This window comes from Fructilactobacillus sp. X7R7C1 (assembly GCF_059901065.1).
In genome coordinates this window covers 20,722-34,150 of the sequence record NZ_JBWXVF010000001.1, presented here as the reverse complement: position 1 = coordinate 34,150, position 13,429 = coordinate 20,722, and the positions used below count along the sequence as shown (strand labels likewise).

General features: G+C 42.8%; 8 protein-coding genes. 5 read left to right on the top strand and 3 right to left on the bottom strand.

Annotated elements, in window-relative coordinates; genetic code table 11:
* Positions 1 to 48 precede the first annotated feature (48 nt).
* Complete coding sequence (locus tag AC6UDC_RS00140; RefSeq protein ID WP_500720645.1) at positions 49 to 207, bottom strand: hypothetical protein; 159 nt, start codon at positions 205 to 207, stop codon at positions 49 to 51.
* A 119-nt stretch (positions 208 to 326) separates the two neighbouring features.
* Here AC6UDC_RS00140 and cls point away from each other — a divergent pair, with 119 nt between their 5' ends.
* Positions 327 to 1,799: a cardiolipin synthase gene (cls, locus tag AC6UDC_RS00135; protein ID WP_500720643.1), complete on the top strand. Its 1,473-nt coding sequence runs from the start codon at positions 327 to 329 to the stop codon at positions 1,797 to 1,799.
* A gap of 96 nt (positions 1,800 to 1,895) precedes the next feature.
* On the opposite strand, the gene AC6UDC_RS00130 is transcribed toward cls, so the two are convergent.
* A complete protein-coding gene (locus tag AC6UDC_RS00130) occupies positions 1,896 to 3,320 on the bottom strand; it encodes an NAD-dependent succinate-semialdehyde dehydrogenase (RefSeq protein ID WP_500720641.1) in 1,425 nt (474 codons plus the stop codon).
* Positions 3,321 to 3,560: 240 nt separating this feature from the next.
* Here AC6UDC_RS00130 and AC6UDC_RS00125 point away from each other — a divergent pair, with 240 nt between their 5' ends.
* The gene (locus AC6UDC_RS00125) at positions 3,561 to 3,833 is read left to right on the top strand and encodes a helix-turn-helix domain-containing protein (protein ID WP_500720639.1); all 273 of its coding nucleotides are present in this window, start codon (positions 3,561 to 3,563) and stop codon (positions 3,831 to 3,833) included.
* A 44-nt stretch (positions 3,834 to 3,877) separates the two neighbouring features.
* Here AC6UDC_RS00125 and AC6UDC_RS00120 read toward each other — a convergent pair whose 3' ends face one another.
* Positions 3,878 to 5,191 carry an NCS2 family permease gene (locus tag AC6UDC_RS00120; protein WP_500701520.1) on the bottom strand — a complete coding sequence of 438 codons (1,314 nt, stop codon included), beginning with the start codon at positions 5,189 to 5,191 and terminating at the stop codon, positions 3,878 to 3,880.
* A 174-nt stretch (positions 5,192 to 5,365) separates the two neighbouring features.
* Between AC6UDC_RS00120 and AC6UDC_RS00115 the strand changes: the two genes are divergently transcribed.
* From AC6UDC_RS00115 to addA, 3 genes are read left to right on the top strand one after another with little or no spacing between them, the layout of a single operon-like run.
* On the top strand, positions 5,366 to 5,941 hold the full coding sequence (locus AC6UDC_RS00115) for an NAD(P)H-binding protein (protein ID WP_500720637.1): 576 nt from the start codon (positions 5,366 to 5,368) through the stop codon (positions 5,939 to 5,941).
* Positions 5,941 to 9,522, top strand: a complete 3,582-nt coding sequence (locus tag AC6UDC_RS00110) for a PD-(D/E)XK nuclease family protein (protein ID WP_500720634.1) — start codon at positions 5,941 to 5,943, stop codon at positions 9,520 to 9,522. Before AC6UDC_RS00115 ends, AC6UDC_RS00110 begins: the two co-directional genes overlap by 1 nt.
* The gene (addA, locus tag AC6UDC_RS00105; protein WP_500720632.1) at positions 9,512 to 13,237 is read left to right on the top strand and encodes a helicase-exonuclease AddAB subunit AddA; all 3,726 of its coding nucleotides are present in this window, start codon (positions 9,512 to 9,514) and stop codon (positions 13,235 to 13,237) included. The genes AC6UDC_RS00110 and addA overlap by 11 nt, the downstream gene beginning before the upstream one ends.
* Positions 13,238 to 13,429: the final 192 nt, after the last annotated feature.

Sequence of the window (13,429 nt, the reverse complement as noted above, 5' to 3'; positions counted from 1 at the left end):
TTCCGTAGTTGTGAGCGATGTTTACTAATCGCCAACTATGAAACACTTTTATTTTCTCAAAAACAATTGATAGACTAAGATCGCGATTACTATGGCGGCAAAGACCACGGTTGCGACCTGCGGGTTGGCAATTAAGGCGTTGACTAATCGATGAAGAATCGAAAAACTATGCACACCATGTAGTCCAAGGACAAAGTAAGAATTCATTTTCATCACCTGCTATTTCATGCGAAGTACATATCATTTTAATCCATCGTTAGCAAAAAAGTAAGCAAAGTCTTTTAAAATTATGTATTATAGACGTATAAAACCTAGGAGGATCTACAATGGCAATTGATTGGATGTTAATTTGGCACATTATCGTCATCGGTAATGCGATTTTTGCGATTATTACCGTGTTCAGGCAACCCCGAGACATCGCCGCAACGTGGGCATGGCTTTTAGTACTGGTATTTCTACCATTACTAGGTTTCATTATCTACGCTTTCTTTGGGAGAAAACTACCTAAGAGTAAGTTCTTCCGGTTAAAGGGTAGCGTGAAAAAACACGTGAGACATGAACTTAGTGAAGAAAAAGCAATGCTTAAAAAGCCGAAAGATTCTGACACACCATCAAAACAGATTGCGTGGGAGTCAGCTAACATGGTTCGCATGTTTATGAATTCTGATACCTCGCCACTCTATGACAACAACAAAATCGACGTTTTCACTAATGGCGACAAGTTGATGGATCAGATGTTTTCCGACATTAAGAACGCGAAAAGTTCCATTAACCTGGAATTTTACACTTTTTATGCTGATAAAATTGGGAAAAAAGTTCTAGCGGCATTGGTTGAGAAGGCCAAAGAGGGCGTTGACGTCCGGGTCATCTATGACTCATGGGGTTCGATGGGAACCACACAAAAGTTCTTTAAGCCGCTGTTTGAAGCGGGCGGTCATGCTTACCCATTTTTACACACCCATTCTAATTTCTTTGATTTCCGGGTTAACTTTCGAGATCACCACAAGATTCTAGTGATTGATGGTGAGCATGCTTACGTCGGTGGGTTTAACATCGGCGACCAGTACATGGGTTGGAGCAAGAAATTTGGCAATTGGCAGGACTGTTCAATTCGAATTCACGGAAACGCCATTTATGGACTCCAGTCCCAGTTTATTTTGGATTGGAACGCCACTGATGGGAAACTCCAAATTAATCCCAACAACCCCGAAATGATCAAGAAGTACTATCCAGTCATTCATACCGACGGTGAAGCGGTGATGCAGATTGTTTCCAGCGGTCCTGATACCAGTATGGAACAGATTAAGATCGGCTACATTAAGATGATTGAGATGGCCAAACACAAGGTCCAGATTACTACGCCATATTTAATCCCTGACCCATCGGTCTTGGACGCTTTAAAGATTGCATCCATGTCGGGCGTTGACGTCCAAATCATTGTGCCAGACATGCCAGATCATCCGTTCGTATACCGTGCCACCCAGTACTATGCACGTCAGTTAACCAAACTGGGGGTCAAAGTTTACTACTACAATAATGGGTTCATGCACGCTAAAACGGTGGTCGTTGATGATAAAATTGTTTCAGTTGGGTCCGCTAACATGGATTATCGTAGTTTTAAACTAAACTTCGAGATTAATTCATTTACCTACGATGAAGCATTTGGAAAACAAATGGGAGCAATTTTTGAAGAGGACTTGAAGAATAGTACCCTTCAAACAACAAAGATGTTTGAATCAGAGTCATGGTGGTTAAACTTCAAGCAACACTTTAGCCGCTTGTTGTCACCAATTCTCTAACGTTCAAATTTAAAAATAAAGAAGAGCCTAGATCAAACGATCTAGGCTCTTCTTTATTAAAAAGGATGAATTATTTAAGTTCATTCTTAGTTTGATTTATTTTTCTGGGTCAGTGGCAACCAGTGCACCTGCCAGGTTATGCATATCTGGTTCTTGAGCGGTAACGATCAATTGCTGATTGACGAAGGCCATTTGTCCAATGTCACTCATTTCTCTTCCGTAGCCAGAGCCTTTCACACCACCGAATGGTAATGCTGGAAGGGAAGCGAGGAAGTTGTTAACAAAGACCATCCCGGTTTCAATCTGGTCGGCAACCTTGGCGCCGTGTTGGGGATCGCCAGAGAAAACAATCCCACCTAGTCCATAAGGGTTGTCGTTTGCAAGGTCAATGGCTTCTTGTTCACTGTGGGCCTTGTAGACCGAAGCAACTGGACCAAAGAATTCAGTGGTGTAACCAGGGTTAGACTTGTCGATATCGGTGAGAATGGTTGGCATGAAGAATTGACCTGGGAGATCAACTGGTTCATTGCCATAAACCACATTAGCACCCGCTTTAATGGTGGCATCAACTTGGGATTGAAGTTTGTCCTTAGCCTTCTTGGAATTCATTGGAGCAAGCGTTGTGGATGGGTCCATTGGATCGCCCATTTTAACCTTACTGAAGTCTTCCTTTAATTTCTCAACAAACTTGTCGTAGACGTTGTCCATGACGATGAAACGTTTGTCAGAACAGCAGACCTGACCGTCGTTATAGAGACGAACCCGCCAAGCAATGTCTTCCGCTTTGTCTAAATCAGCGTCATCTAGAATCAGGAATGGATCCATTCCACCCAGTTCCATTGAGTTTTTCTTGAGGTTCTTACCAGCAGCCTCAGCGACTGAAGATCCACCACGTTCTGATCCGGTTAAAGCTACTCCTTGAACTCGTTTGTCTTCGATGGCCTTGGTAACTTGATCATAAGACAGGAACATGTTGGTTAAAGCACCTTCTGGAGCGCCAGCTTTTTTAATAACATCCGCAAACAATTGAGCTGAAGCAGGAATGTTGGATGCATCCTTTAAAATCATTGGGTTTCCGACCATAAAGTTGGGAGCGAAGACTCGCATAATTTGGTAATAAGGAAAGTTCCAGGGTTCAACCATTACAAGTGTTCCAAGGGCATGGTAGTGAACTTCAGCCTCACCAGTTACAATTGAAGAGATGGCCTTTGGTTGAAGTAATTCTTCGCTGTGGTCGGCGAACCAATCAGCAATGATGGCACAAAGTTCAACTTCACCTTGAGATTCGCGGAACAACTTGCCCATTTCAATGGTAGCGGTTTTAGCTAAATCGTCCTTGTTGTCACGTAAAGCCTTGGCAACGTTGTGAAGGATTTTAGCTCGTTCTTTGATGTCTTGCTTTTTAGTACTTTGATAAAGTGCCTCGTCAGTTTTAAGCACCTGCTCTAATTCTGCGTCGGTAGCGTTTGGATAAGTCTTAATTGTTTCGTTGTTAAATGGATTTACAGTCTCGTATGCCATAATAACTCTCCCTTATTATAAATAAACTTGAATTAAATTTTAGTGACCAAATAACTATGAGAATCAGTTAGCTAACTCGGATCTCACTTTGAGTATAATCCATTCGGAAGCGGTTACAATGAAATTGGCTTAATTGTTTTGAAAAAATTATTTATCTATATAATTACGAAAAAGATCCAAAAATCTTGCAAGTGGAAAAAGAACAAAAAATAAATATATACTTGATAAGGAGAGAATATAATGAATAAGTTAGAAAAGTATGTCTTAGATAGAGATAAAAAAGAACCCGGCTTTAGAAGTAGGGTTCAAAAAGAAGAAGGCAAATTAGAAGTTGCTGTTTCAGTTATGAAAGCACGGAAAGATGCGGGATATTCTCAAAGAGAACTTGCTAAAAAGGCTAGAATTCCTCAGTCAACTGTTAACCGCGTTGAAAAGGGTGATAACGTTAGTGTAAAGACGCTTTCAAAAATTGCGACGGCGTTAGGTAAAAAACTTAGTATTAACATTTCTTAAAAAAGTCCCAAAATGAACTTTTAAATTCATTTTGGGACTTTTTGTTATTTAATGTTTAAGATCCATAAGAAGACTAGGAAGATAATTGCTAACGAATACATCATCCAACCGACTTCTTTACCACGTTTAGCGGCAATCATGGTGATTGGATAGGCGATGAAACCAAGCGCAATTCCGTCAGAAATACTGTACGTCAGTGGCATTCCAATCGCGATCAGAAAGGCTGGGGCTGCCACTTCAAACTTGTTCCAGTGAATGTTTCCAAGCGATTTAGCCATCAAGATTCCAACGATAATTAGTGCTGGAGCAGTGACTTGACTGGTAATGACGGTCAAAAGTGGTGAGAAGAACATCGCTAACAAGAATAGAATTCCGGTCACAATGACGGTAAAACCAGAACGACCACCAACCGCAATGCCGGCTGATGATTCAACGTAAGCTCCCATTGGGGAAGTTCCTAGAAGTGAACCAACCAGCATGGTAACCGAATCGGCACCTAAAGCGCGGCCAATTCGTGGAATCTTGTTGTTTTTCATGTAACCAGCCTGTTCGGCTAACCCAACTAACGTTCCGGCGGTATCAAAGAAGGTTACCAAAAGGAACGTCAGCACGACGACAATTAACTGGGGCGTGTTGATCTTGTCAACGTTGAATAATCCTACTAGGAAAGTGGATTTAATGCTTGGAACTGCTGAGACGATTCCGGTAGGCATTTTGATTAATCCGAAAAGGACTCCAATTACGGCTGAAGCAACCATCCCAATGAAGATTGAGGCTGGAACGTTAGCGGCCATCAAGAACAAGGTGATGACTAAGCCGGCAACCGTCAGTAAAGTGAGTGGGTTACTGAACGAACCAAGTCCAACTAACGTTGACTTATTGGCAACCACAAGCCCACCATTGTTCAATCCTAGAAAGGCAATGAACAGACCAATCCCACCCGCAATGGCTGACTTTAAGTCGGATGGAATCGAATCAATGATTTTTTCTCGCAACTTGAGCAAGGTCAAGATGACGAAAAGAATCGAAGCGACAAACACGCCGGCTAGTGCGGTCTGCCATGGAATCTTCATCCCAATACATACGGAGTACGCAAAGAAGGCGTTGAGCCCCAGACTGGCGGATAATGCAAACGGATAGTTTGCGATGATTCCCATTAGGAAACAGCCAAAGGCAGAGGCGAGGGCCGTTGCCGTAAAGACGGCACCTTTATCCATTCCTGCGGCACCCAAAACGTTCGGGTTTACGAATAAAATGTACACCATGGAAACAAAGGTCGTAACTCCCGCAACCGTTTCACGGGTGAAGTTAGTTCCTAATTCCTGAAAGTGAAAAAACGAGGCAATTCGATTAGCCATTTCCACAACTCCTATCAAATTAATATTCGGTTTTTCAAAAACGAATTACGATAATAGGATAACACAAAGTTAAAATGTGTCAAATCACGAACGATACTAATTACAAGGCAAAAATCGTGCATTAACGTCCGTTGACATGTTTGTTAGAATTAGAGTATGAATGGAGTTTTAGAGATGAAGAAGATTTTATTATTAGGAAATACTCCGGCCGAACAAATGGTCTTTAACTATTTTAATAGAAGTAATAAATTTCAGGTTTTTGAGATTACCGCGGGCGATTTTACTAAGGAACGGACGTATCAGGGACACTTAAAGGATGTTGATATCGTGGTTTCTTTTCTGGGACCGATGGACGTCGATTTGGACATGGAAGCGTTGTTTTCCGTGATTTATTCGCACCGCTTTCAACTAGAACGAGTTATTTTTCTTTCGGTAGCAGGCATTGACAAAGAAGTTGACGGAAAACTTGATTATCCGGGAGTCGATGACGTCTCTGAATTTTTAAAGCAGCAACAGTATGCCATAAAAGTCATTGATGAATCGGAAATCCCCTACACTGTTTTTCGCTTGGTTAACGTAGTTAATACCAAACACAACGATGGTCATACGATTGAAGAAGGAAAGTCCGTTCCAGTTGGAGACGTTTCCCATGAAACGGTTGCACATTTTGTAATTGACGCAATCGTGAACGAGAAATTTATCAATCAGTCACAAGCACTCATTGAGGAGCGTTCAGAAAGGAAAGCATAATGGCACTACAATTTGTCTTAGGCAAAGCCAGTAACGACCATTTTAAAAAAGTGGTCGGAAATCTTGATCAGTCCATGCAGCAGCATCCACACGATGCATATTTTTATTTGGTACCGAACCATATTAAGTTTGAGTCCGAACTAGGGACGCTGAAACAATTGAATCATAAGCAGCAGAGCACGTTTGCTGAGACACGGGTCCAGGTCTTTTCCTTTTCACGATTGATGTGGTATTTTCTCGGTAACAGTAAGGAGTACCAACTACCTCGGCTTTCAAAAGATGCCATCAACATGATCATTTTCCAGATTATTGAAAATCAACAGGAACAATTATCCGTATTTAAGGGCGAGGGAGCTCAACCAGGATTTATTTCGCAGGTGGCTGATCAGATTAACGAACTGCAGCAGGGCAAGATTGACCCCGATACGTTGGATAAGATTGCTGATCTTGATCCTGGAACGATTAATCCCGAATTACAGGGAAAACTGAAAGACATTAGCGTGATTTATCGCGAATTCTTGAAAAAAACGGACGGAAAATACGTCTATAGTTCACAGACTTTGACAATGTTAAACCAGTACCTACTAAACACCGACCTGTCCCAGATGCATTTTTACATCAGTGGTTTCTCCCAATTTTCTGCTTCGGAACTAGACATCGTCAAAACGTTGATTGATAAGGCCAAAGACATCACGATTGACCTCAACTTGGACCGTTCGTATCCAAATGAAATGCCCGATAACTCGGCCTTCTTTTTGCGTTCGGGAAGACTGTACAACCAGTTGTACCAGTACGCTAAGGCAAGCGGGGTCAAAATCATGACCGATCAGTACGCGGGCGACTGTCGTTGTAGTGATGGCATTAAGGAACTAGAGGACTACTGGATTTCAAGTAGCCAGGTCGGGACACCAATTTCGCCGAACACAAATGGCAACTCGGACCTCGAACTTTTTCGGGCTGATTCCAATTATGACGAGTTGATGAACATTGCGACCATGATTCGTCAGATGGTTGCCACGGGACGCTTTCGTTACTCCGATTTCATGGTAGTGACTAGACATCTAGACAAGTATCAAAACGTCATTGACCCGATTTTTCAGATGCAACAAATTCCGTATTTCGTGGACATTCAGAAACACATGGACAATCATCCCTTAGTGGAACTAATCGACGCGTTGTTTTCCATCTATCGTACCGATCGGAAACGGAATTACCGCTACGACGATGTGATGCGATTACTAAAGTCAGAATTACTACTGCCAAGGGATCAAGACGGAAAGCCGATGAACATTGATCGTTACCGTCGCTGTCTTTCGTTGTGTGAAAATTTAGTCCTAAAAAATGGCTACGAGGGGAAATGTTGGACTCAGGACGAAGACTGGGAGTACGCCACTGTTTCTGACAACGATACGGGCATTGTGTCAAATCGAAATAAGGAAATCTCCACTGACATCAACGTCATTCGCCACTTTGTAAAAGAAACGTTACCACCATTTTATAAGAAAATGGCGCAAGCCAAGACGGGGAAAGATGCTGCCAACCTGCTGTACCAATTTTTGGATGAAAATGGTGTGATTAATGAACTAAAACACTGGCAGGATCATGCCACTGAACGTGGTGACTTACAGGAAGCTGGTCAGTCGGAACAAGTTTGGAACACGCTGTGTGGTTTACTGGACGACTTTGTGACTTTTTTGGGTGATCATCCCTTTGAAATGGACACCTTCCTGGACCTCTTAAAGGCTGGTTTTGAAGGGGCTTCGTACTCCCAGATTCCATCAACCTTGGATCAGGTCACGATTTCTGAAACCGGACTAGTCCAATTGAACGATAAAAAAGTGACCTTTGTAATGGGAGCTGACGACAATAGTATGCCGGCCACGATTGAAAACAATAGTCTTTTTAACGACGCTGATCGTGACCAGATGAATGATCACTTTACTGATGACCAGTATTTAAATGACAACAGTGAGACCCAAATGGTCAACGAACCCTACTTAAATTATTTAGCCTTCATGACCCCATCTGATAAATTGGTCTTTTCGTACAACTTGGGTGGCGGAAAGGAAGACGTGACTCAGTCCATCTCACCGTACGTCGCCAGAATTAGGGATCACTTTAACCTAAAAGAGCAACATGTAAGTGGGACGCCAGCATCTGATTCTAACGATGTTCGGCAGTTCATTGGTTCCAAGCGTGCCACCTTAAAGTTCTTGGTCAAGGCCGCACTCGATGCTAAGGTTAGTGGTAAAAAATTGAGTCCAGCTTGGAATCAGATTAAAGCGAACCTTGAAAATGACCCAACGATGCGGACCATCACGCAGAAGTTACTTGGTAGTCTGAAGTATGAGAACGTGCCAGCTTCTTTGAAGCCACAAATTGTGACGGGGCTGTACGGGAACACGATTAATACCTCCATTTCTAAGCTAGAAGAATTCTACTATGATCCGTACGAATACTTTTTGAAGTATGGACTACGACTAAGAGAACGAGACGAGTTTAACCTTGACCCCAGCAGTACGGGAACGTTCTACCACGAGTCCCTTGATGAGTTGGTCAAGAAGATTAATGCCGAACACATTGACATTACTAAGTTAACCAACGAACAGATTAAAAACATGGTAACTGAAATCACTGATACCATTATTGAAAACGACCCGAACCTGCAGTACGAAATCCTGAAGAGTTCCAACCGGATGGAGTACATTGCTAGGCAGTTAGTTCAAACTGTGATCCAGATGGCGACGGCACTTAGAGACCAGTCCCATTACACCAAGATGCGACCGAAAAACACCGAGGTCATCTTTGGTGAACCCGGAAAACCGAATGGCATTGACGGTCTGAACTTTGATTTAGGCAGTCAACACTCGGTGAACGTGCGGGGCCGAATTGACCGGATTGACCAGATGTTCATTGATGGGACTGAGTATCTCGGGGTGGTCGACTATAAATCCGGTGAAAAGAAGATTGATTTATCGGAAGCCTATGACGGAACGCGGATGCAGATGATGACTTACCTTGATGCGGTGCTACAAAATCAGGACAAGCTGTCTACTACTGACAAGGTGAAGTTAGCGGGAGCGCTTTACATGCACATCTTTGACCCGATTTTGAAACCGCAGGACGTCAAGAATTTTGATGATCCGAAGCAGCGGGAAGCTGCATTGATGAAGGCTCATAAGTACACGGGCCTCTTGGTTAATAACGATGGTATGTTAGAAGACATGGTCAATAACGTTGACGATGCCGGTAATATTTATCCCTATCAGTTTACCAGTAAGGGTGATTTATACAGTAATGCGGTCAAGACCAGTATTGTTGAACCACGTGACTTGGACCTTCTACTGAAACGGACTGAGGATCGGATTAAGAATGCCGGTAAGCAGATTTTTGCCGGAAACATTAAATTGGAACCGTCTCAGTATAAAGACCAATCCAAGATTATTTATTCTCCCTATAAACCGGTGATGCAGTTTGACCCATTATTAACTGAAAATAACTATCGAATTGTGAAAGACATGGGAAACAACAAGGACGTGATTGACTTCTTAAGAAAGGAGGCACGTGATAATGGCGAATAATAGTATGAATTTTACCCCCGAACAAGAAAAAGCTATTACGGAAAAGTTCCCGGGGAATGCGCTAGTGTCGGCCTCGGCTGGCTCGGGAAAAACCCGAGTGCTGGTTCAACGAGTCCTAAATAAGGTTGAACACGGCGTTGACGTCGATCATCTGTTGATTGTGACGTTCACGAAGGCGGCTGCTAAGGAGATGCAGGACCGCATTAAAAAGGGTCTCCAGGATCAAATTAATCAGACCAGTGATAATTCACAAAAACGAAACTTGGTCAAACAAATTCGGAAGTTGTCAGTGGCCCAAATTTCAACGATGGATGCTTTTTGTCAGTGGTTGGTCCAGAAGTACTACTACGCCATTGACCTAGATCCCAACTTTCGGATTTTGGCCGACCGAACGGAGCTGGAGATGCTCCGGGATACCGTTTGGGAAGACGTGCGCGAAGACCTGTACGGAGAGGATGAGGATGGGTCATTTGCCAGATTAACCCGCAATTTTTCAAGTGATCGGGGTGACGACGGTTTAACCGACGTGGTTCTGGGACTTTATGATTTCGCAAACGTTGATCGAGATCCAGTAGCGTGGTTAGATAAGCTTTCAGGCTTGTATCAAATGGACGGTAGTATCACTCGGAGTGCGTTTTACCAGAAGTACCTCCTTCCAGAACTTCAAAACAAAATGAAGCAAGCCATTAGTTTACTTGAGCAGTCCCGTCAGGAATTTTTAAACGGTGCCATGTCTGATCGGGCCGATTTGGTTGAAGCTGACATTAAAAAGTTGAATCAGATTTACGATCGGTTGAAAACGGCGGACTGGGATGCTCTCTATGATGTATTTCATGATTTTAAACTGGGAACCATGTCTCGGAAAAAGGTGGATGATTCCCAAAAAGAATTCAAGAAACGAGCCATGGAACTGCGTAAAAATGCTGATGATACGATCAAAAAGAACCTTACCAATCGGTACTTTTTTGCCAAACAAGCTGACAATCTGGATGTGATTCATCATTCTGAAACCATCGTTAACAAGTTAGTGGACGTCGTTAAGACGTTTTCGACGCGCTATGCTGAAGTCAAAAAACAAAAGCACGCCTACGAATTTATTGATATTGAACACTTTGCGTTAAACATTTTAACTGGGAACAGCAAGGACAGTCCTGAAATTCAACATCAGTTTCAGAACTACTTTAATGAAATCATGGTTGATGAGTATCAGGATAATAACCGACTGCAAGACGCCATTTTAAACGCCATGAAGAATCCGAAACACGAGAACATGTTCATGGTGGGTGACGTGAAGCAGTCGATTTATCGTTTCCGGTTGGCTGACCCGGGGATGTTTCTAGAAAAACTCGATAATTATCAAGAATCCGATAATCCGGATACGGCGGTCGTTTTGGCCGATAATTTCCGTTCAGCCAAAAACGTCGATGACTTTACCAACTTAGTCTTTTCTCAAATCATGGACCGGGGTCTTGGTGAGATGAACTATACCGGCAACGCCAAGTTGAAGTACGGGGCCACTTACTACGGTGACGACGTTCAATCAAACGCCAATATCATGATGTACGTTGATGATTCAGACCATGATGACGACGATCTGACCCTTGAACCAGACAGTAGTTCTGAAGGTCAGGTTAAAATGGTGGCCGATCAAATTCAGGACCTAATGAAAAAGAAGATGCAAATCTACGACAAGACTACGCACGAGATGCGTGACATTCGTTACGGTGATATTGCCATCTTGGAACCAACCCGTAAGAACAATTTAGATATTTCCAAAGAATTTGCCCAAAAACAGATCCCACTTTCAATTGATGGTGGCGAGAGCTACTTTAAAACCACTGAAGTTCAGATTATGATGTCACTCTTACAGATTATTGATAATCCCTATCAAGATATTCCGCTCGCGGCGGTCCTGCGTTCGCCGATCGTGGGAATGGATGAAAATGAGATGGCTTATCTGCGAATTAACCACAAGACCGGTGACTATTTCACGTCGCTTCTTGATTTCTACCACAACTATCCGACACAGGAACCAACCGAATTTGGTAATTTGGTTTCCAAAAAAGTGCAGTTGTTCTTGGATCAACTGAATGATTTTAAGGACTTTGCGACAAAGCATGAGCTTTCAGACTTGATCTGGCACATTTACAGTGTGACTGGTTTCTTGGACTACGTTGGTGGGATGCCAGCCGGAAAGAAGCGCCAGGCTAACCTGCACGCTTTATACGAACGGGCCGCTGAATACGAAAAGAGTAGTTTTAAGGGTTTATTTGCCTTCGTGCAGTTTGTCAAACGATTGCAGGACAAGGACGACGATTTAGCGGAGGCCCCTGCAGAAATTGAGACCGACTCGGTCCACGTCATGACGATTCACGGTAGCAAAGGGCTGGAATTTCCGGTGGTCTTTTTGATGGACGCTACCAAACAGTTCAATAACTCTGACAGCCGGGGAAACTACATTTTCAATAATAAATTGGGAATTGGGGTTAAATACTTAGACCAAAGAAAGCATGAACTTTTGCCCAGTTTGCAGTACGTGGCCATTAATGATTTAGAGTACAACAGTATGTTAGCCGAAGAGATGCGGCAGTTGTACGTTGCGCTGACGCGGGCTGAGCAACAACTCTACATCACTGGGATTGTTAAGAACAAGAAGTCGGTCGAAGATGAGACCAAGAAGTGGGAGCGCGCCTATCAGAGTTCAGACCTGGTCCTAAATCAGTCCACGAGAAGTAGTGCGAATAACTTTATGGACTGGATTGGGGCGGCCCTTGCTCGTCATCCAAACTACTATCAGGACCGCGGAAAAGTTGATGCCACCCACGTTTTGGCGAAGGATCCGACGAACTTTAAGGTTGAATTTGTGACGGCGAAGGATTTGAAGCAACCTGGGACGACCGAAACAAAGTCGACCACAGAGGAACAGGAACTTCCAGCTGATCAAATTGATCAATCACAAATTAAGCAGATTATGGGGTTCAAATATCCATACAAAGCAGCCACTACCACCACGGCCTATCAGTCCGTTTCGGAAATCAAACGATTGTTTGATGATCCGGACAACATTCAACTGGGAAGTGTCGCCGAAAGTCGCAACATGATTTTAAGGCGAACGCGATACAATAACTCAACGTTTATGCAGCCGCAGTTTATGCAATCGGTCGGACAACCCAACTCGATGGAGATTGGAACGGCAACGCATCTGATTTTGCAGAAGATTAACGTCAAAGAACCGGTTAATCACGAGACGGTTTCAGAACTCTTGGCACAGTTGGTTAATGATAAGTTAATTACGCCGGAGGTTGCCAAAAAGGTCAACGTTGATTCGGTTGTCGAGTTTTATCAAAGTGACCTAGGCAAACTAATTAAGGCTCATCCCGATCAACTTCATCGGGAAGTTCCGTTTTCGCTGCTGGTCTCGGCCGATCAAATTTTCTCTGAGTTTGAAAACGATTCAAAACAAAAGTTGTTGGTCCACGGAATTATTGATGGTTATCTTGATTTAGACGATGGACCCGTTCTGTTTGATTACAAAACCGATTTCGTTAATCCGAAGAAGCCGGATGAAAGTGTCAAGAAGATCATTGACCAGTATCGTGGTCAGGTAAATATCTATGGAATTGCTTTATCAGACATCTTGGGTAAACCAGTTAAAGACGAATATTTATACCTGCTATCAAATAATACTTTGCAGCGGGTTAGAGCTAAGAAGTAAATAATAAGAACGTCAGTCAAAAATGATTGGCGTTTTTATTTTTCTAAAAAGCGAACAATATTAGCTAACCAACTTAATTGATTCAAAGAAAAACGAATGATAGAATTTGTGGTAACTTAATGATTTGCCTAATGTAATTCAGAATTTTAGTAATTGAGGAGGCGTTCGAATTATTCGTTGTGAAGGATTCTT

Excerpts from the sequence above, each read along its gene's own strand:
- addA (WP_500720632.1), top strand. The coding sequence starts at position 9,512 with ATGGCGAATAATAGTATGAATTTTACCCCCGAACAAGAAAAAGCTATT.
- AC6UDC_RS00115 (WP_500720637.1), top strand. The coding sequence starts at position 5,366 with ATGAAGAAGATTTTATTATTAGGAAATACTCCGGCCGAACAAATGGTC.
- AC6UDC_RS00110 (WP_500720634.1), top strand. The coding sequence starts at position 5,941 with ATGGCACTACAATTTGTCTTAGGCAAAGCCAGTAACGACCATTTTAAA.
- AC6UDC_RS00120 (WP_500701520.1), bottom strand. The coding sequence starts at position 5,191 with ATGGCTAATCGAATTGCCTCGTTTTTTCACTTTCAGGAATTAGGAACT.
- AC6UDC_RS00130 (WP_500720641.1), bottom strand. The coding sequence starts at position 3,320 with ATGGCATACGAGACTGTAAATCCATTTAACAACGAAACAATTAAGACT.
- cls (WP_500720643.1), top strand. The coding sequence starts at position 327 with ATGGCAATTGATTGGATGTTAATTTGGCACATTATCGTCATCGGTAAT.
- AC6UDC_RS00140 (WP_500720645.1), bottom strand. The coding sequence starts at position 207 with ATGAATTCTTACTTTGTCCTTGGACTACATGGTGTGCATAGTTTTTCG.
- AC6UDC_RS00125 (WP_500720639.1), top strand. The coding sequence starts at position 3,561 with ATGAATAAGTTAGAAAAGTATGTCTTAGATAGAGATAAAAAAGAACCC.